This window comes from Lacisediminihabitans changchengi (genome assembly GCF_016634425.1).
GTDB lineage: Bacteria > Actinomycetota > Actinomycetes > Actinomycetales > Microbacteriaceae > Lacisediminihabitans > Lacisediminihabitans changchengi.
In genome coordinates, this window is sequence record NZ_JAEPES010000001.1 from 789,607 (window position 1) to 812,456 (window position 22,850).

Sequence of the window (22,850 nt, forward strand, 5' to 3'; positions counted from 1 at the left end):
CACACGGTCGTCCTCGCTCCGCATTTGACTTAGAGCGCGCTCTAAGTCTTAGCCTCGTAGTGTGACCATCGAGCGCACCACGTCAGTCCTGACTATCTCCCAGGTAGCCGAGCTCACCGGACTCTCCACCCATACCCTCCGCTACTACGAACGCGCCGGGCTTATGCTCGCGCCGATCGACCGGGCGCCGTCCCGGCAGCGGCGATACTCGGATGCCGATGTGAGCTTCGTGAGATTCCTCACGATGCTGCGCGCGACATCCATGCCGATCGCTCAGGTGCGCGAGTATGTGGACCTGGTGCGGGCCGGAGACGGCGCGACCCCGGAGCGACTCGAACTGCTACTGCGGCACCGCATCGCAGTGAAGGCGCAGCTCGATGAGATCACCACCAGCCTGGCCGCGATCGACTACAAGATCACGACCTATCAAGGAAAGGCCCCCCGGCTATGAAGAAAATCACCCTCGGAACCGACGGACTTGAGGTCTCCCGCATCGGTCTCGGTGCGATGGGGATGTCGGCGTTCTACACCGGCGCCGGCGTCGACGACATCGCGTCGATCAAGACCCTGCACCGTGCTATCGACCTCGGCGTCACCTTCTTCGACACGGCGGAGACGTACGGCCCGTACATCAACGAGGAACTGCTGTCACGGGCATTCGACGGCAAGCGTGACCAGATTGTCCTCGCCAGCAAGTTCGGCACCATCTCGCACGTGAACGGCGATACTCGTGGACTGGACGGCAGCCCGAAGAACGTGCGGCTATCGATCGAGGGCACCCTCACTCGACTGGGCACCGACTACGTCGACCTGTACTACCAGCACCGCATGGACCCGAACACGCCCATCGAAGACACCGTCGGGACGCTGGCCGAGCTCATCGCCGAGGGCAAGATCCGCAGTTACGGGCTGTCGGAGGCGGCACCGGCCACCATCCGTCGGGCGCACGCGGTGCATCCCGTTACTGCGCTGCAGACGGAGTACTCGCTGTGGTCGCGAGAGCCCGAAGCGGAGTTGCTGCCACTCGTTCAGGAGCTGGGCATCGGTTTCGTGGCGTACTCGCCGCTCGGCCGCGGCTTCCTCACCGGCACGATCCGCAGCATCGACCAGCTGGACGAGACCGACTTTCGCCGCGACAACCCGCGCTTTGCCGGAGAGAACCTGGCCGCGAACATCCGAATCGTCGAGCAGGTGGATGCCGTCGCTCGTGAGTTGGCGGTCAAGCCTGGCCAGGTCGCCCTCGCCTGGCTGCTGGCGCAGGGTGACTACATCTCGCCGATCCCGGGCACCAAGCGCATCCCGTACCTCGAGGAAAATGTGGCAGCGGATGACGTGGTGCTGTCACCCGCGCACCTGGCAGCCCTCGACGCCCTCGCAGCGCCCGTCGGCGACCGCTACGCCGACATGTCCACGGTCAACCGCTAGCGGGGGGCCCGCCGGCACCGAGTCGGCGCATTCCCCTTCGGAATGCCGTCCCCTTCCGAAATGAAGGCAAAACTTCCGACACGCCGTTCGTCAAGCACGATCAAACGGCATGTCGCGAAAAAAGCCTTCATTTCGGAAGTATGGCTGCGGAGTGACCGTTCCTCCACAGGGGCGCGAGTGGGTGACGCTTCCACAGAACTACTCAGCGAGACCACCGGACGCCGCAGCTCGGTCAGCCTTGCCGCATGCGAACGGATCCAGCTCGTGCGTCATTGCGCTCCCTGCTGGCCGAAATCCACCATCGCGGCGGAGTGGCAGCGACTCATGAGCTGCTGCGAGTGGGAGCAACGAGCCATCAACTCGCGGCGGCGGTGAGGGCCGGTGATCTAGTGCGACCTCGGCAGGGTTGGTACATGGGCCCGACGACCGGTGAGCCGTACGTTCGTGCTGTCCGGGTTGGCGGGCGACTCGCCGGTGTCTCGGCCGCGGAGACCTACGGTCTGGCTGTGCCGCGAGACGTCGCGCTTCACGTGCACGTTCCGGCGTACGCTGCCCGGCTGCGCTCGGAACACGACCCCGTGCTGCGGTTGCGCGATGCGGAGGGCGCCACCACCGTGGTGCATTGGGGAGCGGCGGGGCCGCCAACGAAATCGACGAGATTGCGGGTCGGTGTGTTGGATTGCTTGGCTCAGGTCGCGCTAAGCGAGGACGAGGATGATGCCGTCGCCTGCATCGACTCGGCCTTGCATGTCGGTCTGATTGCCCCGTCTGTAACGGCAGTGATTGCGCGACGATTGCCCGCGCGGCTCTCACATCTTCCTCAGATCGTTGACGGTCGAAGCGAGAGCTATCTGGAGAGCGTCGCACGCCGGAAGCTCGCGAGGGCGGGCATCAGTACAGAGCTGCAGGTGGCGGTGCTCGGCGAGCGGTGGATCGATCTCCTCATCGGAGACTGTTTAGCGCTGGAGCTCGACGGTGCTGGCAAGTACCAGGGCCTTAGCGATGCAGAGATTGCGCGAAAGGTGCACGGCGACCGCGATCGGGATTCGTTTCTCGAGGCGTTGGGTTATCACGTCATTCGCATCAGTTATCGAATGGTCATTGATGACTGGCCCGCCACTCTCGCCATGATTCAGGCCGTAATGGACCGCGGAGACCATCTCCATTCCCGCTGACTCTCAGCGACCACGGAGGCACCTCGAGGCACCCGACGCACCTCGAGGTACCCCAAAACACCTCGATGTACCTCAAGCTACCTTCTGTCATTTCCGAAATGAAGGCGATTGTTGAGGATGCGCGGCGTGTTCGACATCTGTTGCGGCGTGGCGGCCAATTGATCCTTCATTTCGGAAGAGAGACGTCGGATTTCGGAAGAGAGAAGTCGGAAGTCGGAAGTCGGAACAGGGAAGTCGGAACAGGGAAGGGGACAGCGTGGCGGCGTCCGGGAGGTGACAGCGTTGCAGGTCAACCCGTAGACGCACGAACGCCCGCCCAGCGGTGCCGGGCGGGCGTTCGTGCGTGGTACGCGGTGCCTAGTCGGTGCCGCGGATGACCGGGTGGTGGAAGGTGTCGTGGAAGACACGTTCTGACGCTCCCACGCGGTCGAGGTACGGCGTGACGCCGCCCATCTGGAACGGGTAACCGGCACCGAGGATGAGGCAGAGGTCGATGTCTTCGGGGGCCGAGACGACCTTGTCCTCGAGCATCCGGTGCACCTCGTCGGCCAGACCGTCTTCGATGCGGGTCTGCAGCTGGGCCGCCGTCATCGGGTCCTTGCCACCCTCGACGATCTTGCGCGCCTTCTTGTCGATACCGGTGACCTTGCCCTTCGAGTCGCGCTCGAAGATGTGACCGAGCTCGGCCAGCTTGTGCAGGTTCTCGCTCTCGAAGAAGCGCTCGGGGAAGGCGGCGTGATGCGTGTCGAGTACGTGGGCGCCGACCTTCAGCCCCACCAGTTCGAGCAGTTCGAACGGCGTCATCGGCAGACCGAAGGGCTTCGTCGATTCCTCGACCACCTCGAACGGCGTGCCGGTGTCGACCGCGTGCATTGCTTCACCGAGCACCTTGGCCAACACACGGTTGACCACGAAACCGGGAGTATCTCGGGTGATGACCGCGTTCTTGTAGAGCTTTGCGGCAACGACCATCGCGGTGCTGAGGGTCGCCTCATCCGTCTGCGGCGTGTTCACTACCTCGATCAGCGGCATGACGGCCACCGGGTTGAAGAAGTGGAAACCGACCAGACGCTCGGGGTGCTTGAGCTTCGCGCCGATCTGCTCCACCGACAGCGAGGACGTGTTCGTCGCGAGCACGGCTTCGGCGGAGATGTACTGCTCGACGTCCGCGAAGACGTCCTGCTTGACGCCTAGCTCCTCGAACACGGCCTCGATCACCCAGTCGGCGTCGGCGAAGTCAGCCTTGTTCGTCGTACCGCTGACCAAAGCCTTCAGGCGGTTGGCCTCGTCGGGGGAGATGCGCTTCTTGCCGAGCAGCGCGTCGATCTCGCCGCGGATGTAGTCGAGCCCCTTGTCGACGCGTGCCTGGTCGAGGTCGGTGATGACCACCGGCACCTTGAGGCGGCGCACGAACAGAAGCGCGAACTGGCTGGCCATGAGGCCCGCACCGATCACGCCGACCTTGGTTACCGGCTTGGCGAGCTTCTTGTCCGGGGCGCCAGCGGGCTTCTTCGCCCGTTTCTGCACCAGGTTGAAGGCGTAGATGCTGGCCTGGAACTGGTCCCCGGAGATCAGCTCAGACAGCGCCTCGTCCTCGGCAGCGAAACCGGTCTTCTTGTCGGTGTTTTTCGCGGCCTTGAGCAGCTCCAGTGCCTTGTACGGCGACTTCGCGACGGTGCCGATGCGGTTCTGCAGCATCTTGGTGGCGATGCCGATCGCGACGTCCCACTTCACCGCCCGCTCGATCTTGCCGGGCACGTTCGGGCGCTTGACCTTGATACTGCCGGAGATCACGCCGTCGGCCCAGCGCACCGAGTCTTCGAGAAAGCTCACCGAGTCGAAGATCGCATCGGCGATCCCCAGGTCGAAGGCTTCTTGACCCTTGAGCGTGCGGTTGTTCTTGAGCGGATTCTCGACGATGACCTTCAGGGCGTTCTCAATACCGATGAGGTTCGGCAGCAACCACGCTCCACCCCAGCCCGGGATGATGCCGAGGAAGACCTCGGGCAACGCTAGCGCCGGGATGTTGCGGTCGATGGTGCGGTAGTCGGCGTTGAGGCCGATCTCCACGCCGCCGCCGAGCGCGAGTCCGTTGATGAACACGAACGACGGCACACCGAGCTCCGACAGGCGGCCGAGGGCGGCGTGGCCGAGCTGTGCCATCTGCTTGCCGATCGCTTTGCTCGGGATCTCGCTGACCTTCGACAGGTCGGCGCCGGCAGCGAGGATGAACGGCTTACCGGTGACGGCGACGCCGGCGATCTCGCCCTTGGCCGCGCGCTCCTTCAGGCCGTCGAGCGTCTCGGCGAACTCGAGCAACGTCAATGGGCCGAGGGTGGATGGCCGGGTGTGGTCGCGGCCGTTGTCCAGAGTGACGAGGGCAAGCGTCTTGCCACCCGAGATCGGGATGTCTCGCACGTAGGAATGCGTGACGACCTCGTCATCCGACATGTTCTTGAGGTCGGCGAACTGGTCCAGGTCTGGGCTGGACGAGGGGCCGGCGGTCTGTTCGATCGTCATCTACTTCTTCTTCTTTCCGTCGAAGTACGGGTTCTCCCAGATGACCGAGCCGCCCTGGCCGAGACCGATGCACATGGCGGTGAGGCCGTAGCGCACGTCGGGGCGCTCGGCGAACTGCGCGGCGAGCTGGATCATCAGGCGCACGCCGGACGAGGCGAGCGGATGTCCGATCGCGATCGCGCCGCCCCACTGGTTGACCCGGGGGTCGTCGTCGTCGATCCCAAAGTGGTCGAGCAGCGACAGAACCTGGATGGCGAACGCCTCGTTCAACTCGAACAGGCCGATGTCGTCGATCGTCAGGCCTGCCTTCTTCAGCGCCTTCTCGGTCGAGGGGACCGGTCCGATGCCCATGATCTCCGGCTCGACGCCGGCGAAGGCAAAGCTGACGAGCTTCATCTTGGTGGGGAGACCGAGTTCCTTGGCGGTCGCCTCACTGGCGAGCAGGCTGATGGTCGCGCCATCGTTGAGCCCAGACGAGTTTCCGGCGGTGACGCGACCGTGCGGGCGAAACGGCGTGCGGAGTCCGGCGAGACCCTCCAGCGTGGTCTCGGGGCGGAGGGCTTCGTCGCGCGTGGCGAGCCCCCATCCGTTCTCTCCGCGGGTTGCGACCGGGATGAGGTCGGGCTGGAACTTGCCCTTGTCGTACGCAGCCGCGGCCTTCTGCTGGCTGCGCAGGGCGTAGTGATCCGCGCGTTCCTTGGTGAGGTGCGGGAAGCGGTCGTGGATGCGCTCGGCGGTGGAGCCCATGTTGAGCGCCTCCTCGCCGACCAGCTTCTCGGACAGGAAACGGGGGTTCGGGTCGGCGCCGAATCCCATGGGGTGGCGGCCCATGTGCTCGACCCCGCCGGCGAGGGCGAGGTCGTACGCGCCGAAGCCGATGGCCCCGGCGATGGTGGTGACCGATGTCATCGCGCCAGCACACATGCGGTCGATTGCGTAACCGGGCACCGACTTCGGCAGCCCCGCGAGCAGAGCGGCGGTGCGGCCGAGCGTCAGACCCTGGTCGCCCTGCTGAGTGGTGGCGGCGATGGCCACGTCATCGATGCGGTCCTGGGGAAGTTCGGGGTGACGATCGAGGAGTCCGACCATTGCCTTGACGACGAGGTCGTCGGCCCTGGTGTTCCAGTACATCCCTTTTTCGCCGGCGCGTCCAAACGGGGTGCGTACCCCGTCGACGAACACGACTTCATGTCTCTCGGCCACAATGCCTCCACTTTCGATGAGTACCGCAGACGATCCTATGGTTGGGCGAAAAACCCTGAGAATCGTTTGCTTGTTCCTACGAAACGGGCTCGCCGGGCTCTTCCTCGATTTGGCTGGCATCGACAAAGGCATCGTGAATTACCTGTGAGGTAGCGTCAACCTGCCACGGACGGGCACCGAGCTCGGTGAGGGCGGAACGGATGCTGTCCACGTCGAGATCTGACGGCGGGCTCCAGGCCAGCCGACGCAGCAACTCCGGTGTCAACAGGTTCTCGAGCGGAATCGTCAACTCGGTCGACAGGTCGGTGATCGCGGCGCGAGCGGCCTTCAGGCGCTTATCGGCGGCCGGGTTGCGGTCCGACCAGGCGCGCGGTGGCGGCATCGCGTCGCCGGGGCCGCGGAGTGCGGGCAGGTCGTCGGTGCTCATGCCGGCTTCGATGGCAGCCCACCAGCGATTGAGTTCTGAACGGCTGGCCCGCCCGGTGAAATCACGCATGCCGGCGAGAGCATGCTTCGAGTCGGGCATCGCCTTGGCCGCTGCGACCAGCGAGGAGTCAGGCACGAGCCGACCGGGCGCGGTGTCGATCTCTTGGGCGTAGTCGTCGCGCGCCTGCCAGAGCGAGCGGGCGACGGCGAGGTTGCGCGCCCCACGAACCGTATGGAGCCCGGAGAGCTTTCGCCAGGCATCCGTCTTCGGCGGCTTCGCCTCGCGGTGCAGCACCTCCGAGAACTCCTGCTCGGCGATGTCGGCCTTGCCAGCCTCGGTGAGGAGCGCGCCGACGGCGTCGCGCAGGTCGGGGAGCAGCTCGACATCGAGCGCGGCGTACACCAGCCAGGACTGGGGGAGCGGCCGGGTCGACCAGTCGGCGGCGGAGTGCTCCTTTGCCAGATGGATGCCGAGAAGTTCTTCGACCACGGTGCCAAGACCGACCCGGGGCAGCCCGGCGAGGCGCGCGCCGAGCTCGGTGTCGAAGATTCGCTCGGGATCGAGGCCGACCTCGCGCAGGCAGGCGAGGTCTTGGCTGGCGGCGTGCAGCACCCACTCCTCGTCGGAAATCAGCGCATTGAGGTCGCTGAAGTCACCGATCGCTGGCGGGTCGAACAGAAAGACGCCGGAGCCCCGACGGAAGATCTGAATCAGGTACGCGCGTTGCGAATAGCGAAAACCGGATGCTCGCTCCGCGTCGATAGCGATCGGCCCGTGCCCCGCGGCGATCGCTTCTACCGCGGCGAGATACGCCTCACGGGTATCGATGACGGAGACGACGGCGTGCGGCTCCTGAACCGGTGCGACATCCACCTCCGGTTCGACCGCGGGCACGGTCTCTTCGCTATTACTCACGTCCAGCTCGACGGGCAGCCAACACACTCACTCCTTCAGCAGCCGGCGGAAGGCCCGCCAACATGCACAACAACTCGCCCCAGCTTTCCACATGCGAGGTCACCTCGTGGCCGAGCGGGGTCCATGATGCCCGGAGTTCGATCTGCGCGCCGTCGCCCTGGCTCTCCAATTCGCCGTATCCGGTGGACAAGATCTTGGTGGCAGTGCCCGACGCAGCCCGGTATTTCGCTCCTCGCGCATCGAGCGCATCGACCAGCCACGACCACGTGACATCGGCAAGAAAAGGGTCGAGGCCCATCTCGGTCTCGAGCGGCGCCTGGGCGAAGCAGACCACGCGGAATTGGCCGCCCCACGCGTCCGAACCGGCAGGGTCGTAGAGCAGGATGAAGCGACCGGTGCCCAACTCGGAGTCTTCCGAATGTCGTGCCGGGGTGACATCCGCGGCCAGGGCGATCGAGTACGGTGCGAGGCTCCCCGGGGCCGGTATCTCCGTCAGCACCAGTTCCGGTCGCAGTGTCGCACTGCGCACCGCGGCCAACGCGGCGGCGAAGGCCGCGGGTACCGCCGGTCCATCCAGGTTTTCGGGCACGGTACGAAGACTAAAGTTCTCTCGTGGCAGATCATCGCAGGCACGCCGCCCGCCGAATCCCATGGTGGGGTGTCTCGCTCGTGGCCGCGGGCACGCTTGCCACCCTGCTCACTGCTGGCGCGGCGGCTCTGACCCTCTTCGTGGCGCGCACGATCGTCACTCCGCCGAAACGGCGGGAGGAGAACATCCGCATCCTCGCTGTGCGCCCCGACGACGGGACGATCGTGCTGTCGTCCACCGTCGATTCGCGGCTGCCCGGCGACTACGGCCTGTGGTTCGCGGGGGATGCGGGCTACGCGCGGGTGGGCGAGATCCTTGCCGCGACGCCGACCGCGGTCACCCGCACGCTCATCGATGTTTCGTTCGGCGACCTGGAGGCGGCGACGCGAGCTCGGCTGTCCGGGTGGTACTACCTGCATCCGTCCGAGCTGGGGGTCCCCACCGAGGAAGTCGCCGTGCAGACCGAACTCGGACCGGCCCCCGCGTGGCGGGTGCCGCCGGCAGAACCCCGGGCCGACGGACGGATGCCGTGGGTGATCCAGGTGCATGGCCGCGCGGTGCGTCGCACCGAGACCATCCGGGCGACCCCGATCTTCCGAGAGGCCGGCTATACGACCCTGATGGTGTCGTACCGCAACGATGGCGAAGCTCCTTTCAGCCTCGACCGCCGCTATGGGCTTGGCGATACCGAATGGCGTGATATCGACGCGGCTATGGCCTATGCGAAAGAGCACGGGGCGACCGATCTGGTGCTGATGGGCTGGTCGATGGGCGGCGCGACGGTGCTGCAGGCCCTGACGCGCTCCGAGCATGCAGAGCTCGTGCGAGGAATCGCGCTGGACTCTCCCGTGATCGACTGGGTCACCGCGCTGCGCTATCAGGGCACTCTCAATCGGCTGCCGACACCGATCAGTTCGGCGGTGCTCGCCCTCATCGGCAAGCCCTGGGGCCGCCGACTCACCGGGCAGGGCAGGGCGATCGACCTGCCACGGCTCGACTTCGTCGCGCGCGCGCCGGAGCTGAACCTGCCGATTCTGCTCATGCACAGCGTGGATGACGGCTTCGTACCGGTCACCGCGTCGCGCGCCCTCGCCGAGGAGCGGCCCGACATCGTCGACTTCGAGGCCTTCACGGGCGCTGCGCACTGCAAACTGTGGAACTACGACCGCCCGCGCTGGACGATGGCGATTCGCGACTGGCTTGCCGCGCTGCCCCTAACGGGAGATCCGCGCGACTGACCAGCGCGCGAACACGACGCCGGCATCGTCGACGGCGAGGCGTTCGAGCCGCAACTCCGTGGCGGCGACGGACAGCGGATGCTGTGGCCCGCCGATCCGCGGACTCGTGCTGAGACACAGCTCATCGACCAGTCCCGCGTCGACCAGGGTGCCCGCGAGACTTGGGCCACCCTCGCAGACGATGGATCCAAACCCGCGGGCACGCAGGGCGGCGATGATCTCACCAGCGGCCATCCGCCCTTCCGTCTCGGGCAGCACGATCACCGTTGCGGCGGGCAGTTCGGCGGTGACTCGATCGCGGGCGGAGTCCGGGCACAGCACGAGCAGCCGACCAGGCTCGACGCCGGCGAGAGCATGTCCGCTCAGCTCTCCGCTGCCGGTGACGATCGCGAGCGGAGCGGTTTTCGGCAGCACGTAGCCTTCACGGCGCACCGACTCTGCGCCGACGAGAACGACATCGGCAGCACGGCGGATCGCGCCGAGCACCTTTCGGTCGGCACCCGCCGTGAGTGATGCGGAGGTTCCGTCGCTGCCGGCCGCGCTGCCGTCGACCGACAGAACCAGGTTGATGCGGAGCCACTCGGTGCTCGGGGTGGCGTAGAGCGCGTCGAGGCGCGAGCGGGCGTCATCCGTCGCCAGGTCGATGGGCGGGCCGACCTCGGGGAAGACCGGCCGAACGATCACGCGCCGGACTCGGTTAAGGGAGCGCTCTTCTCGCGGATCTGTCGCTTGGACCGGGCGAGCAGAGCGGTCATGCCCCGGATGCGCAGCGGGCTGACGGCAGCGGTCAGGCCGATGGTGTTGGGGAAGTCGTCGGGAACGGCGAGAGCCTGCTCGACGGTGAGGCCGCCGAGGCCCTGCGCGATGATCGACGCGAAACCGCGGGTGGTCGGCGCCTCCTTGGGCGCGGTGGCGTAGACATGCACGCGGTTGTCATCATCGACCTCGACGAAGATGAAGACGGGGGACTGGCATTCGACGACCTGCTCGAGCAGATCGGGGTGCTCGGAGTAGCGCGCCGGCAGCTCGGGGAGTTCGTTGGCGAACTCCAACAACAGCAGAAGCCTGTCTTTCTCGGGAAGGTCGAGGAAGTCGGTGCGGATCTCGCTGAGCTGTTCAGGCAGCTGCGGTTCGGGGAGCTCGTCAGTCATGGTCTCTCCAGTATCCCAGCGCCGGGACGAGCAGTTGCCCGTCCCGGCACCGTGGTCACGAGAACCGTGGTCAGCGAGCGACGGCCACGCCGGGCTCGGTGCCGCGCACGATCGGGACGCGCACTGCAGAGCCCCACTCGGTCCATGAGCCGTCGTAGTTGCGCACGCTGTCGAAGCCGAGCAGATGCGTGAGCACAAACCAGGTGTGACTCGACCGCTCGCCGATGCGGCAGTAGGCGATCACGCTGTCGCCGTCGTGGAGACCGGCCTGGTCGCGGTAGAGCGCGTTCAACTCGTCGAGGGAGCGGAAGGTGCCGTCTTCGGCGGCAGCCTTGCCCCACGGAACGTTCTGCGCGCTGGGGATATGGCCGGCGCGCAGCGCACCCTCGTCGGGGTAGGCGGGGGCGGTGGTGCGCTCTCCGCTGTATTCCTCGGGTGAGCGGACGTCGATCAGGGGATCCGTGCCGAGAGCGGCAAGCACGTCGTCTTTGAACGCACGGATGTCGGCGTCGTCGCGCTCGACGACCGGGTAGTCGACGGCGACGGGAGTGGAGGCATCCGTCGTGTAGTCGCGGCCTTCGGCCTCCCACTTGGCCCGGCCGCCGTCGAGGATGCGGACATCCTGGTGGCCGAACAGGGTGAAGACCCAGAGGGCGTACGCGGCCCACCAGTTGTTCTTGTCGCCGTAGACGACGATGGTCGTGTCGCGGCCGATGCCGCGGGAGCCCAGGAGCGCGGCGAACTGCTCACCGTCGATGTAGTCGCGCTCGACCGGGTCGTTGAGGTCGGTGTGCCAATCGATCTTGACGGCACCGGGGATGTGGCCCGTCTCGTAGAGCAGCACGTCTTCGTCGGACTCGACGACGACGAGCCCCGGCGTGCCGAGGTGGTCGGCCAGCCACTGCGTGCTGACCAGACGTTCGGGGTGAGCGAACTCGGCGAAGCGTGGTGAAGAGTCGACCTCGACGGCCATGGGTACCTCCAGTTGGCGCCCGAGTGGGCGACCGATCGTGTGGGATGCGCGGGCTAGTCTGGGACAGCAGGCCGCCGAACAAATCTACGCGGGAATGCGGTCGTCGAGGCCGCCTCACCGAAGGTCGCCGCAAGACTTCGACACATAGCCCATCCACGTCCGTAAGGTGCCTTTCGTGACATCGCAGCAGACCGGCGCCCCCGAGCGCCTGGTCGACCGCTCGCCCACGCTCAGTGGCGAGGAGATCGCCGCTCATCTGGTGCCGCCGCGGCAGTTTCTCACTGCCACCCTCGACACCTATCGTCCCGACCGTGACTACCCATCGCAGGGCGCTGCGATCGCCGCGATCCGCGCTTTCGCGACCGGCTGGCACGGAGGCAAGAAGGGTGGGCTGTTCACCCGAAAGAAGGCCGCACAGACACTCCCGGGCATCTATCTCGACGGTGGCTTCGGAGTCGGAAAAACCCACCTGCTCGCCGCCCTCTGGCACCTCGCGCCCGAGCGCAAGTACTTCGGCACGTTCATCGAGTACACCGCGCTGGTCGGCGCGCTCGGCTACCAACAGGCGGTCGCGCTGCTGAAGGGAGCTTCGCTCGTCTGCATCGACGAGTTCGAACTCGACGATCCCGGTGACACCCGGTTGATGTCGCGGCTGCTGTCTGAGCTCGTCGCCAGCGGGTCCAAGATCGCGGCGACCTCCAATACCCCGCCGAATGCGCTCGGTGAGGGACGCTTCGCCGCGCAGGACTTCCTGCGCGAGATCGACGCCCTCTCGGCCAGATTCGACACGCTGCGGATCGACGGCACGGACTACCGGCGGCGCGATCTCGAGGGTCATGCGGTGACACTGGATGACGAATCCTTCGCCGCCGCAGTCGCGGGCCAGGTCGGCGGGGTCACGGTCGACTCGTTCGATGGGGTGCTCGCGCACCTGGCATCCGTTCACCCGTCCCGGTATGTGAAGCTCATCGATGGGCTGGAGGCGGTCGGGTTCGAGGGGGTGCACCTGCTTGACAATCAGACGGATGCCCTCCGCCTGGTCGCCTTCGTCGACCGGCTCTACGACGCTCAGGTGCGCATCATCGCCACCGGCCTCTCGCTCGATCAGGTCTTCGCGGAGGACATGCTCGCCGGGGGCTATCGCAAGAAGTACCTGCGTGCCGTATCGCGCATGATCGCGCTGACCTCGTCCTGATCCGGTGACCTCGTCCTGATCCGCTGGCCTAGGCTGGATCCTGGTGCGCCGGGAAGTCTGGTCGGCAGGTGATCGAAGAGATCGCTTCACGAGATTACGCGCGCCGCGATGCGGCAGTGGGGACACCGAATGAGCATCATGAGGTCGGAGCGGGTGGCGGCCGTGCTGCTGCTGATCGCAGCGGTACTGGGATTGATCGCCGCCAACAGTCCCCTCGGTGCGGGGCTGATGGCCATTCAGCATGCGCACCTGTCGATTCCCGGTACGCCGGTCGACCTCTCCGTCGGGCACTGGATCAGCGACGGCCTCCTCGCCGTCTTCTTCTTCGTCGTTGCCATCGAGCTGAAGAACGAGCTCACCGTCGGGCAACTCAACTCGGTGTCGAAGGCGGTGCGTCCGGCGATCGCCGCAATCGGGGGAGTGCTCGTTCCCGCCCTGATCTACCTCGCGGTGACGGCGGGCTCGGGCTATTCCGGGGGGTGGCCCATTCCCACGGCGACGGACATCGCCTTTGCGCTCGGCGTTCTCGCCGTTTTCGGCAAGGGCATCCCGTCGAGGCTGCGCATCTTCATTCTGGCGTTGGCGATCCTCGATGACATCGTGGCGATCCTGATCATCGCGCTGTTCTTCACGAAAGACCCGAACCTGCTCTTCCTGGCGATCGCCGTTGTCGGAGTCGCGGTGTTTGCCCTGCTCAGCCGGTTGCTCGGCACCCGGATGCGCGTCCCGGTAACCATCGCGATGGTGCCGGTCGCGCTGCTCACCTGGTTCCTCGTCTACGAGTCCGGCGTGCATGCGACCATCGCGGGAGTCGCTCTGGGGCTCGCGATGCTGCGAAAGCCGGGCATGCGCGTGCGGCACGCACTGGAGCCGATAACGAACGGCGGCATCCTTCCCCTATTCGCGTTCTCTGCTGCGCTGGTGGCGATTCCGCAGGTAACCATCGGCGAGCTGAAGGCTCCGTTCTGGGGGATCCTGATCGCACTCCCGGTCGGCAAGCTGATCGGGATAGGTCTCGGCGGTTGGCTCTCCAGCTTCGTCGGCGCCAAGGGCAACCGACCGCAGCTGACTTTCCAGGGACTGGTCACCGCCGGAGCGCTCGGCGGCGTCGGGTTCACCGTTTCGCTCCTCATGAACGAGTTGGCTTTTGCTCGACGGCCGGAGGTGGCCGACGAAGGAACCCTGGCCGTGCTGCTCGGCTCGGCGATCTCGATAGTGCTCGCGGGCATCCTTGTCTCGCGGTTGGCCGCCTACTACCGGCGATTGGCCGCGCTGCGGCACGATGCGGAGCGTCGGCTCTCGGCTCCGTGAACATCCGCGCGCAGTGATGGCGGTGTCAGACGCCGGCGAAACACAGTGTTTACACGCCCGATGATCGCGTAACCCACTCGAAACACGTCTACACCCGTGCGGAAATATCGACGCAGCAAACTTGCGTGCACCCGACGTCTTTTGCGCAGGCTGCCCGCCACGCGCACGAAGTCGGAGGGTAACCCCTTGTAATCAGAGAGAGGCAACCCCCACATGGTCGACTTGTCGGTCTTAACGAATGCCACTACAGACGGCATTACTTCAAACCTGAACTCGCTGTGGCTTCTTGTCGCTGCTGCCCTCGTGCTCATCATGACTCCCGGCGTTGCCTTCTTCTACGGCGGTATGGTCCGCGCCAAGAGCGTCATCAGCATGATGATGATGAGCTTCGGCGCAATGGGACTCGTCGGTGTGCTGTGGGTTCTCTACGGCTACGGACTCGCCTTCGGCAAGCCGCTCATCCCGCACTGGTTGGGTAACCCGTTCGCCGGATCGCTCGGTCTCGGCAGCCTGATCAACATCGGCAAGGACGGGGCCATGGATGCCGACCTCAACGGTCTCGCTTTCGCCGGTTTCCAGGCTACGTTCGCGATCATCACCGTCGCGCTGATCTCCGGCGCCATCGCCGACCGTGCCAAGTTCGGCTCCTGGATGATCTTCGCGGGCATCTGGGTCACCATCGTCTACTTCCCCGTCGCCTACTGGGTCTTCAACCTGACCGATGGGTGGGCCCCGGCTCTGCTCAAGGTCAATGACTTCGCTGGTGGTACCGCTGTGCACATCAACGCCGGTGCCGCGGGCCTGGCCCTGGCACTGGTGCTCGGCAAGCGCGTCGGCTTCAGCAAGGGCATGTCCAAGCCGCACAACGTGCCGCTGACGCTCCTCGGCGCGGCGCTGCTCTGGTTCGGCTGGTTCGGATTCAACTCCGGCTCCGAGGCCGCTGTCGACGGTGTCGCCGCCATCGCCTGGATCAACACCCTTGCAGCCCCGGCCGCGGCCATCCTCGGCTGGCTGATCGTCGAACGGATCAAAGACGGCAAGCCCACCTCGATCGGTGCAGCATCGGGCGCCGTAGCCGGTCTTGTCGCGATCACCCCGGCCTGTAACATCCTGACCCCGGGGTGGGCGATCGTGCTGGGCATCCTGGCCGGTGCGGTCTGCGCCCTCGCTATCGACCTGAAGTTCAAGCTCGGCTTCGATGACTCGCTCGATGTCGTCGGCATCCACCTCGTCGGTGGCCTGCTCGGCACGCTCTACATCGGTATCTTCGGCTCCGGCATCGGCCTCATCGACACCGGCAGCTTCAAGCAGCTCGGTGTGCAGGCGTTGGCGGGAATCGGAATCGGCGTCTACTCGTTCGGACTCGCCTGGATCATCGGCACCGTCATCCAGAAGACCATCGGATTCCGTATCACCAACGAGGATGAGGTCGCCGGGGTCGACACCATCGTCCACGGTGAAGAGGGCTACGCACTCGAAACCGTCTAGGCACTAGCGGCACACAGCCAGTGGGGTGCCGTCCTTCGGGACGGCACCCCTTACTGTTGGCTGGCGAGTGTCAGACCGATTCGAAGGACCGAGATGGATGCTGCGCCCGTCGCTACGGCGGCGTTGAGTGGATTGAGTGCCGCTGGCATCCTGGCCCTGGTGCCGCTGTTCGCGCTGCTGCGGGCCCGGTCGGCGGGGGAGTCCCTCCGGGCGCGACGGATGTTTTTCGTCGCGACGCTCGGTGCGGTGATGACCGGCATCGCGGTGCTGACCGGAATCACCGGCATCGCCCCGGCGTACATCGCCCCGGCGATCGCTCTCGGAGCCCTGTTCGCGACCGTGGCGACGCTGGGGATCGCCGGCGCGCCACTCGGGCGGCAGCTCATCTACGCGCTGGTGCTGACCGCGGCGGTGTTCGTGCCGATCGTGAGCGTCGTGCTGACGCTGTGGTGGGATCCGTTCGCAACGGGGCTCGGCTACCTCGACTTCGGGGTGGCGCTGCCGATCGTGATCGCGGCTGCCTGCGCGACGCTAGGCACCCTCGTGGTGGCCAGAGTGGTGGACAGAGCCCGCCCGCAGCCCGTGCGGCTCGGGACGGGCTCGCTCGGACTCGTTGCGGCGATCTGGCTTGCCTGGCTGGCCTGGCTGCTCGGTTTGCAGCTCGGCATCGACCCGGTTGCCGGGCTCATCGTCATCAACACCGTGGTCATGCCGATCGCTGCCGTGGCGACCGCAGCGCTGGTTGAGCGGTTACGTCGACGGCGGAACACCATCTCGGGGGTGGTCTTCGGTGCGCTGGGAGGCCTCGCCGCCGCGGCGCCTACCGCCGCCTACCTGATCACCCCGGTTGCGCTCGTCGTCGGGCTACTCGCGGGGATGCTGGTCGCCTTCCTCCCCGAGGGCGGAGCGGCGCGCCGGATCGCCGCGACGCTCCTCGTGGCAGGGGGCTCGGGCATCCTGCTTCTGGGGCTGGTCGCGAAAGACGTGAGCTTCATCTACACCGGCCAGCCCGAGGTGCTGTTCGGCCAGGTGCTGGCCGTCATTCTGGCCGGGATCGCCGGGTTCGGTGTCGCCGCGCTGCTCTGGCTCGCCCTGAGGCCGCGGCGGTAGCCGGGGTCAGCGCATCGCGCGGCGCATGACCTCGCGCGCAGCCTTCGCCTCGCCGATAGGCAGCAGCGGGTAGACGTGAATCATGCCTGGCGCCTCATGGAAGTCGAGGTCGACGCCGGCGACAGCCGCGGCATCCACCAGGCGGTGAGCGTCGGCATTCAGGATGTCGCGGGTGCCGCTGAACATCGTGATCGGTCCGAGGCCCAGCAGGTTGCCGTAGATCGGACTCACCAGCGGATCGAGCTCGGGAAGGTCACCGCGATAGAGCTCCCCGGCGGCGTGCGAACCCGGGACGGCCAGCCATGGGTCGCTGGGCGCGATCTGCGCCAGGCGGGGGTCGGTGCCGCTGATGTCCAGCCACGGGGAGATAAGCACGGTCGCCCGCGGGGCGGGGAATCCGCGGTCGCGCAGCTGCTGGGCGACGGCCAGCGCCATCCCCCCACCGGCCGAGTCGCCGAACAGACCGAAATGGCGCGCGCCGTGTTCGGTGATGAGGGACGCCGCGAGCTCCGTCATCGTGGGCACGATGGTCGACGCGGTCGCCTCGGGCGCGAGCGGAAAGATCGGAACGGTGAAACGGATGCCAGCGGTCGCGGCGAGGTCGGCAATCAGCGTCCAGTGCTGTCGTTGGATCTGGAACACGTACGACCCGCCGTGCAGGTAGAGAGCAACCCTGGTTACGGTGCCGTCACGCGGGCCGACCGTGTACACGGGCATGCCGCCCACCGTCGTTTGCTCGACGCGAACCTTTTTCGCGAGTGCGGGCGGGGGAGCCCACGATGCGGGATGTGCGCGCAGTTCGTCTACCCGCTTCAGCGTGAGCTCGGCCGACGAATAGCGCCGCTTCGCACCCCGCAGCGTCATCACGAGCGGCATCAGGCGGCTGGAGAGGCTCTGCATGCTCTTCCTTCGTAGCGGGGTCTCCCTATGATGGCCGGATGTCGAGCTCAGCGTGGACCGAAATCGCCGACGGCGTGTCCCAGCGCCGTTACGACCCGGAGGATGTGTCGATTGTGGCCATCGTCGGGACCTCGGGCGTCTCGGTCATCGACACCCGTAACAATCCGGCGGAGGGCGAGGAGATGATCGCCGATGTCGAGCACGAGTTCGGCCTCCCGATCGTTGCGGTAATCAACACCCACGCCCACTACGACCACACCTTCGGCAACCAGGTCTTCGCGGCGCGAGGCATCCCGATCTACGGGCACTACCGCATCGCCGCCCACCACGCTGACTATGAGGCGCCGAGAGTCGCCGCGGCGCAGGCCGATCCGGCACGAGAGCCGGGTCAGAGTTGGGCGGATGTCGTGCTGACGGCGCCGACGGTGCTCATTTCCGAGCCCAGCACCGTCGATCTCGGCGGGAGGGCGGTCGAGCTGATCCCGATCGACCCCGGCCACACCGACACGGATATCGCCGTTTTCGTCCCCGATGTGCGGGTCTGGGCGCTCGGCGACGTGATCGAACAGTCCGGTCCGCCGATGTTCGGGTCTGGCAGCTTTCCGCTGCTCTGGCCGGACGCCGTGGCGCGTCTGCTCGACTCGATCTCGTCGAGCGATCCCATCATCCCGGGGCATGGCACGGTGGTCGATCGCGATTTTGTCGAGCGTCAGATTGACCAGCTCGCAGCCGTGGCTCACGCCATCCGCTCGAGGCATGCCGCCGGATTGTCCGTGGCTGCCGCGGTGGCCGAAGGCGGCCTCGAGCTCTGGCCAGCGTGGATGCTCGAGTCGGCCTTTGCCCGCGGGTACGCGCAGCTCGATGCGCAAACATCCTGAATCGACGCGATCTGAAACGACGAAAGCCCCGGAAAACCGGGGCTTCAGAAGTGATTCTGGTGGGCGATACCGGACTCGAACCGATGACCTCTTCCGTGTGAAGGAAGCGCGCTACCAACTGCGCCAATCGCCCTGACTCGACAATCTTGCCATATCGCGAGCGGTGGTCCGTGCCGATAACCGGCGCGACTCGCGTGACACGCGCGGCGTGCGCGCCCGAATTGGCTCTCTGCGCTCGGCTGGGCTAGAGTCATTTCCGCACGCAGAAATGTAAAGCGAAATGCGGATGTGGCGCAGTGGTAGCGCATCACCTTGCCAAGGTGAGGGTCGCGAGTTCGAATCTCGTCATCCGCTCGAAGGAAGAGTCTCACGACTTATACACACAGAGCTGAATAAAGTGTGCTGAAGTAGTTGTCAGCACTGGTAGTACTGAAGTTCAGATCATGGTGGCGTGGCCGAGAGGCGAGGCAGCGGCCTGCAAAGCCGTCCACACGGGTTCAAATCCCGTCGTCACCTCCACAGATATAAATAGCTTGAGCGATTGGCGCAGCGGTAGCGCGCTTCCCTGACACGGAAGAGGTCGCTGGTTCGATCCCAGTATCGCTCACACGAGTAAGGCCCCGGACTTCGGTCCGGGGCCTTACGTGTTTCTCGCGCCGCTACAGTTGGAACTACATTTCCACCCTGTAAGGAGCACCTTCGTCGTGTCTGAATCGCCTGCCGGCAACGAGTCCACCGCTGTACCGAATGGGGCAGTCGAGTCGATCACGGCGACGGAGACCACGACCGGGTTCGGGCTCTTCTCCGACCGCAAGATCGTCGCCATGTACGTGAACGGCGACCTGCTCGACCTCGCGGCGACGGTGGAGGCCGGCCAGACCGCAGAACCGGTGTTGATCTCTTCTCCAGCGGGACTCAGCATCCTGCGCCATTCCGCCGCGCACGTCGCAGCCCAGGCCGTGCAGTCGATCAACCCCGAGGCGAAGCTCGGTATCGGTCCGCCGATCACCGACGGTTTCTACTACGACTTCGATGTCGACACCCCATTCACCCCGGAAGACCTGAAGGCCATCGACAAGGCAATGGCGGCGATCATCAAGCAGGGTCAGCGTTTCCAGCGTCGCGTGGTCACCGAGGACGAGGCGCGCGCCGAACTGTCGAACGAGCCGTACAAGCTCGAGCTGATCGGCCTGAAGGGTCATGTCGGCGAGGGCGACGGCAGCACCGACGACAACGAATCCGTCGAGGTAGGCGGCGCGGAGCTGACAATCTACGACAACGTCGACCCGAAGACGGGGGAGACGGTCTGGAAAGACCTCTGCCGCGGCCCGCACCTGCCGAACACCCGCATGATCGGCAACGGATACGCGCTCACCCGCTCCGCCGCCGCCTACTGGCGCGGCTCGGAGAAGAACAAGCAGTTGCAACGCGTCTATGGCACGGCCTGGCCGACCAAGGAGGAGCTGCGCGCCTACCAGAGCCGTCTCGAGGAGGCTGCTAAGCGCGACCACCGCAAGCTCGGGGCAGAGCTCGACCTGTTCTCGTTCCCGGAGGAGATCGGCTCCGGACTCGCGGTGTTCCACCCGAAGGGCGGCATCATCCGTGCCGAGATCGAGGACTACATGCGCCAGCGGCTTCGCGCCAATGGCTATGAGCTCGTCAACTCGCCCCACATCACCAAGGGCGCGCTGTTCGAGACCAGTGGTCACCTGCAGTGGTACCGGGAGGGGATGTTCCCCCCGATGCACCTGGACGAAGAGGTCGATGCCGACGGCCACGTCACCAAGCAGGGCCAGGACTACTACCTCAAGCCGATGAACTGCCCGTTCCACAACCTGATCTTCCGGGCGCGCGGACGCAGCTATCGGGAGCTTCCCCTGCGCCTCGCCGAGTTCGGCACGGTGTATCGGTACGAGAAGAGCGGAACCCTGCAGGGTCTCACCCGCGTGCGCGGCCTCACCCAGGACGACGCGCACATCTACGTCACACCGGAGCAGGTCAAGGACGAGGTTGCGAGCCAGCTCGAGTTCGTGCTCGAAACTCTGCGCGGCTACGGTCTCACCGACTTCTATCTCGAGCTCTCCACCCGCAACCCGGAGAAGTCCGTCGGGGCTGACGAACTGTGGGAGCAGGCGACCGAGACGCTGCGCGAAGTGGCGGTCGCATCCGGCCTTGATCTCGTTCCCGACCCGGGCGGAGCGGCCTTCTACGGTCCGAAGATCTCGGTGCAGGCACGGGACGCCATCGGGCGCACCTGGCAGCTGTCGACCGTGCAGCTCGACTTCAACCAGCCGGATCGCTTCGACCTCGAGTACACCGCGGCCGACGGCAGTCATCAGCAGCCGGTGATGATCCACCGCGCGCTGCTCGGCTCGATCGAGCGGTTCTTCGCCATCCTGCTCGAGCACTATGCCGGAGCCTTCCCGGTCTGGCTGTCCCCGGTGCAGGTCATGGGCATCCCGGTGGCGGAGGAGTACCAGGAGTACCTCGCCGGCATCATCGACCAGCTGAAAGTTCTGGGCGTGCGCGCAGAGCTCGACACCTCCAGCGACCGGATGCCGAAGAAGATCCGCACGCACACGCTGCAGAAGATCCCGTTCCAGTTGATCGCAGGCGAAGAGGACCGCGCGAACGGTGCGGTCAGCTTCCGCTTCCGCGACGGCCACCAGGAGAACGGCATCCCCATCGCCGAGGCGATCGAGAGGATCACGTCGGCTATCGCCACCAAGGCGCAGGTCTAGACATGGAGTCGACGGGGGACCGCGCGGCGGACGCCTACGGGAGCGATCCCGTCATCGGTGATGCCAGCTTCGGCGAGGTGAGCATCGAGTCATCCGCCGACTTCGCCGCGGTTCCGGATGCTTTCCAGCGCCTGTGGACCCCACACCGGATGGTCTACATCGAGGCAGGGCCCACCCCGCACGAACAGGAGTGCCCGTTCTGCGTCGCACCATCGATGTCCGACGAGAAGGCGTTGATCGTGGCGCGGGGAGAGCATTGCTACGTGCTGCTCAATCTGTTCCCCTACAACTCCGGTCATCTGCTCATCGTGCCGTACCGCCACATCGCCACCTACGACGAGGCGAATGCGGACGAGGTCGCCGAGATGGGCAGCCTGACCCAGATCGCCATGCGGGTGCTGACCGCGACCTCACACTGCGATGGCTTCAACATCGGCATGAACCAGGGAAAGATCGCCGGGGCCGGCATCGCCGGGCACCTGCACCAGCACATCGTGCCACGGTGGGCGACCGACTCGAACTTCTTCCCCATCATTGCCGGAACGAAGGCGGTACCGCGCCTGCTCGGTGAGGTGCGGGCGGAAGTGGCGGGAGCCTGGCCGGCCGCGTAATGCAGCACCACCGGAATCGTCGGGCACCCGCGCCCGCAATACAATGAAATGGCCTCGAAACCCACCGAGGCACAAGAGAGGCAATCGTGAGTGACGACACCCAGACCAACAATTCCGAGACAATCGGCTCGAGCCGTGTGAAGCGCGGGCTCGCCGAGATGCTCAAGGGCGGCGTGATCATGGATGTCGTCAACGCCGAGCAGGCCAAAATCGCCGAAGAGGCGGGCGCCGTCGCCGTCATGGCGCTGGAGCGCGTGCCCGCAGACATCCGTTCGCAGGGTGGCGTCGCGCGCATGAGCGACCCCGACCTCATCGACGGCATCATCGCCGCCGTCTCGATTCCGGTCATGGCCAAGGCGCGCATCGGCCACTTCGTCGAAGCACAGGTGCTGCAGGCCCTCAAGGTGGACTACATCGACGAGTCCGAGGTGCTGTCGCCGGCCGACTACGTCAACCACATCGACAAGTGGCCCTTCACCGTTCCGTTCGTCTGTGGCGCGACCAACCTCGGTGAGGCGCTGCGTCGCATCAACGAGGGCGCGGCCATGATCCGCTCGAAGGGCGAGGCCGGCACCGGCGACGTCTCCGAGGCGACTAAGCACATCCGCACCATCAAGGGCGAGATCGCCGCGCTGACCGCGATGTCGCACGACCAGCTGTACGTCGCGGCGAAAGAACTGCAGGCACCGTACGAGCTCGTCGTCGAGATCGCGCGCACCGGCAAGCTCCCCGTCGTGCTGTTCACCGCGGGCGGAGTCGCCACGCCGGCCGACGCCGCACTCATGATGCAACTCGGTGCTGACGGCGTGTTCGTCGGCTCCGGCATCTTCAAGTCGGGCGACCCGGCGAAGCGTGCAGCCGCGATCGTCAAGGCCACCACCTTCTTCGACGACCCGGCCGTTATCGCCGAAACCTCGCGCGGGCTGGGCGAGGCGATGGTCGGCATCAACGTCGCCGACCTCGCCGCGCCGCACCGTCTCGCCGAGCGCGGCTGGTAATT

20 protein-coding genes and 4 tRNA genes are annotated in these 22,850 nt (G+C 66.0%); 15 read left to right on the forward strand and 9 right to left on the reverse strand.

Translation table 11 applies throughout. The features are described from left to right. Positions 1–61: 61 nt before the first annotated feature. The 3 genes from IV501_RS03720 (at position 62) to IV501_RS03730 (ending at position 2,600) form a co-directional block, all read left to right on the forward strand. Positions 62–451, forward strand: coding sequence for a MerR family transcriptional regulator (locus IV501_RS03720; RefSeq protein WP_307812162.1), 390 nt, complete (start codon positions 62–64; stop codon positions 449–451). After that, positions 448–1,425, forward strand: coding sequence for an aldo/keto reductase (locus tag IV501_RS03725; RefSeq protein ID WP_200555040.1), 978 nt, complete (start codon positions 448–450; stop codon positions 1,423–1,425). Before IV501_RS03720 ends, IV501_RS03725 begins: the two co-directional genes overlap by 4 nt. A gap of 578 nt (positions 1,426–2,003) precedes the next feature. After that, a complete protein-coding gene (locus IV501_RS03730) occupies positions 2,004–2,600 on the forward strand; it encodes an endonuclease domain-containing protein (protein ID WP_200555041.1) in 597 nt (198 codons plus the stop codon). A 357-nt stretch (positions 2,601–2,957) separates the two neighbouring features. On the opposite strand, the gene IV501_RS03735 is transcribed toward IV501_RS03730, so the two are convergent. The 4 genes from IV501_RS03735 to IV501_RS03750 all read right to left on the reverse strand — a co-directional run bounded on the left by IV501_RS03735 (position 2,958) and on the right by IV501_RS03750 (position 8,254). Beyond that, positions 2,958–5,051: a 3-hydroxyacyl-CoA dehydrogenase NAD-binding domain-containing protein gene (locus IV501_RS03735; protein WP_372430738.1), complete on the reverse strand. Its 2,094-nt coding sequence runs from the start codon at positions 5,049–5,051 to the stop codon at positions 2,958–2,960. A gap of 69 nt (positions 5,052–5,120) precedes the next feature. Further along, complete coding sequence (locus tag IV501_RS03740; RefSeq protein WP_200555043.1) at positions 5,121–6,323, reverse strand: thiolase family protein; 1,203 nt, start codon at positions 6,321–6,323, stop codon at positions 5,121–5,123. A 76-nt stretch (positions 6,324–6,399) separates the two neighbouring features. Next, complete coding sequence (locus tag IV501_RS03745) at positions 6,400–7,623, reverse strand: ribonuclease D (protein WP_200555429.1); 1,224 nt, start codon at positions 7,621–7,623, stop codon at positions 6,400–6,402. A gap of 34 nt (positions 7,624–7,657) precedes the next feature. Further along, entirely contained in the window at positions 7,658–8,254 is a 597-nt protein-coding gene (locus IV501_RS03750) for a DUF3000 domain-containing protein (protein ID WP_307812163.1), read from the reverse strand. Between the two features lie 23 nt (positions 8,255–8,277). Between IV501_RS03750 and IV501_RS16520 the strand changes: the two genes are divergently transcribed. After that, on the forward strand, positions 8,278–9,492 hold the full coding sequence (locus IV501_RS16520) for an alpha/beta hydrolase family protein (RefSeq protein ID WP_307812164.1): 1,215 nt from the start codon (positions 8,278–8,280) through the stop codon (positions 9,490–9,492). On the opposite strand, the gene IV501_RS03760 is transcribed toward IV501_RS16520, so the two are convergent. From IV501_RS03760 to IV501_RS03770, 3 genes are all read right to left on the reverse strand, one after another. Beyond that, a complete protein-coding gene (locus IV501_RS03760) occupies positions 9,469–10,176 on the reverse strand; it encodes a dihydrofolate reductase family protein (protein WP_200555045.1) in 708 nt (235 codons plus the stop codon). The genes IV501_RS16520 and IV501_RS03760 overlap by 24 nt on opposite strands. Next, entirely contained in the window at positions 10,173–10,643 is a 471-nt protein-coding gene (locus IV501_RS03765) for a SufE family protein (protein WP_200555046.1), read from the reverse strand. Before IV501_RS03765 ends, IV501_RS03760 begins: the two co-directional genes overlap by 4 nt. A 70-nt stretch (positions 10,644–10,713) precedes the next feature. After that, a complete protein-coding gene (locus tag IV501_RS03770) occupies positions 10,714–11,616 on the reverse strand; it encodes a sulfurtransferase (RefSeq protein WP_200555047.1) in 903 nt (300 codons plus the stop codon). Between the two features lie 175 nt (positions 11,617–11,791). Between IV501_RS03770 and zapE the strand changes: the two genes are divergently transcribed. From zapE to IV501_RS03790, 4 genes are all read left to right on the forward strand, one after another. Next, the gene (gene zapE, locus IV501_RS03775; protein WP_200555048.1) at positions 11,792–12,811 is read left to right on the forward strand and encodes a cell division protein ZapE; all 1,020 of its coding nucleotides are present in this window, start codon (positions 11,792–11,794) and stop codon (positions 12,809–12,811) included. A 129-nt stretch (positions 12,812–12,940) separates the two neighbouring features. Further along, positions 12,941–14,122, forward strand: a complete 1,182-nt coding sequence (nhaA, locus tag IV501_RS03780) for a Na+/H+ antiporter NhaA (RefSeq protein ID WP_200555049.1) — start codon at positions 12,941–12,943, stop codon at positions 14,120–14,122. Positions 14,123–14,335: 213 nt separating this feature from the next. Beyond that, on the forward strand, positions 14,336–15,610 hold the full coding sequence (locus tag IV501_RS03785; RefSeq protein ID WP_200555050.1) for an ammonium transporter: 1,275 nt from the start codon (positions 14,336–14,338) through the stop codon (positions 15,608–15,610). A 93-nt stretch (positions 15,611–15,703) separates the two neighbouring features. Beyond that, a complete protein-coding gene (locus tag IV501_RS03790; RefSeq protein ID WP_200555051.1) occupies positions 15,704–16,720 on the forward strand; it encodes a hypothetical protein in 1,017 nt (338 codons plus the stop codon). A 6-nt stretch (positions 16,721–16,726) separates the two neighbouring features. Here the strand turns inward: IV501_RS03790 and IV501_RS03795 are convergent, their stop codons facing one another. Then, positions 16,727–17,620, reverse strand: coding sequence for an alpha/beta hydrolase fold domain-containing protein (locus IV501_RS03795; RefSeq protein WP_200555052.1), 894 nt, complete (start codon positions 17,618–17,620; stop codon positions 16,727–16,729). A 38-nt stretch (positions 17,621–17,658) separates the two neighbouring features. Here IV501_RS03795 and IV501_RS03800 point away from each other — a divergent pair, with 38 nt between their 5' ends. After that, complete coding sequence (locus IV501_RS03800; RefSeq protein WP_200555053.1) at positions 17,659–18,498, forward strand: MBL fold metallo-hydrolase; 840 nt, start codon at positions 17,659–17,661, stop codon at positions 18,496–18,498. Positions 18,499–18,555: 57 nt separating this feature from the next. On the opposite strand, the gene IV501_RS03805 is transcribed toward IV501_RS03800, so the two are convergent. After that, a tRNA-Val gene (locus IV501_RS03805) sits at positions 18,556–18,631 on the reverse strand. A 149-nt stretch (positions 18,632–18,780) separates the two neighbouring features. Between IV501_RS03805 and IV501_RS03810 the strand changes: the two genes are divergently transcribed. The 6 genes from IV501_RS03810 (at position 18,781) to pdxS (ending at position 22,848) form a co-directional block, all read left to right on the forward strand. Then, positions 18,781–18,852, forward strand: a tRNA-Gly gene (locus IV501_RS03810). A gap of 91 nt (positions 18,853–18,943) precedes the next feature. Continuing rightward, positions 18,944–19,017, forward strand: a tRNA-Cys gene (locus IV501_RS03815). A 16-nt stretch (positions 19,018–19,033) separates the two neighbouring features. Then, positions 19,034–19,105 (forward strand) — tRNA-Val (locus tag IV501_RS03820). Between the two features lie 217 nt (positions 19,106–19,322). Then, positions 19,323–21,239, forward strand: coding sequence for a threonine--tRNA ligase (thrS, locus tag IV501_RS03825; protein ID WP_234698268.1), 1,917 nt, complete (start codon positions 19,323–19,325; stop codon positions 21,237–21,239). A gap of 2 nt (positions 21,240–21,241) precedes the next feature. Continuing rightward, on the forward strand, positions 21,242–21,850 hold the full coding sequence (locus IV501_RS03830; protein WP_200555054.1) for an HIT family protein: 609 nt from the start codon (positions 21,242–21,244) through the stop codon (positions 21,848–21,850). An 86-nt stretch (positions 21,851–21,936) separates the two neighbouring features. After that, the gene (pdxS, locus tag IV501_RS03835; protein WP_307812165.1) at positions 21,937–22,848 is read left to right on the forward strand and encodes a pyridoxal 5'-phosphate synthase lyase subunit PdxS; all 912 of its coding nucleotides are present in this window, start codon (positions 21,937–21,939) and stop codon (positions 22,846–22,848) included. The last annotated feature ends 2 nt before the right edge of the window (positions 22,849–22,850 follow it).

Bases quoted from the DNA above. Each gene is read 5' to 3' on its own strand.
- IV501_RS03725 (WP_200555040.1), top strand. From the start codon at position 448: ATGAAGAAAATCACCCTCGGAACCGACGGACTTGAGGTCTCCCGCATC.
- IV501_RS03735 (WP_372430738.1), bottom strand. From the start codon at position 5,051: ATGTCGGATGACGAGGTCGTCACGCATTCCTACGTGCGAGACATCCCG.
- IV501_RS03765 (WP_200555046.1), bottom strand. From the start codon at position 10,643: ATGACTGACGAGCTCCCCGAACCGCAGCTGCCTGAACAGCTCAGCGAG.
- IV501_RS03770 (WP_200555047.1), bottom strand. From the start codon at position 11,616: ATGGCCGTCGAGGTCGACTCTTCACCACGCTTCGCCGAGTTCGCTCAC.
- nhaA (WP_200555049.1), top strand. From the start codon at position 12,941: ATGAGCATCATGAGGTCGGAGCGGGTGGCGGCCGTGCTGCTGCTGATC.
- IV501_RS03785 (WP_200555050.1), top strand. From the start codon at position 14,336: ATGGTCGACTTGTCGGTCTTAACGAATGCCACTACAGACGGCATTACT.
- IV501_RS03790 (WP_200555051.1), top strand. From the start codon at position 15,704: ATGGATGCTGCGCCCGTCGCTACGGCGGCGTTGAGTGGATTGAGTGCC.
- IV501_RS03795 (WP_200555052.1), bottom strand. From the start codon at position 17,620: ATGCAGAGCCTCTCCAGCCGCCTGATGCCGCTCGTGATGACGCTGCGG.
- IV501_RS03800 (WP_200555053.1), top strand. From the start codon at position 17,659: ATGTCGAGCTCAGCGTGGACCGAAATCGCCGACGGCGTGTCCCAGCGC.
- thrS (WP_234698268.1), top strand. From the start codon at position 19,323: ATGTACGTGAACGGCGACCTGCTCGACCTCGCGGCGACGGTGGAGGCC.
- IV501_RS03830 (WP_200555054.1), top strand. From the start codon at position 21,242: ATGGAGTCGACGGGGGACCGCGCGGCGGACGCCTACGGGAGCGATCCC.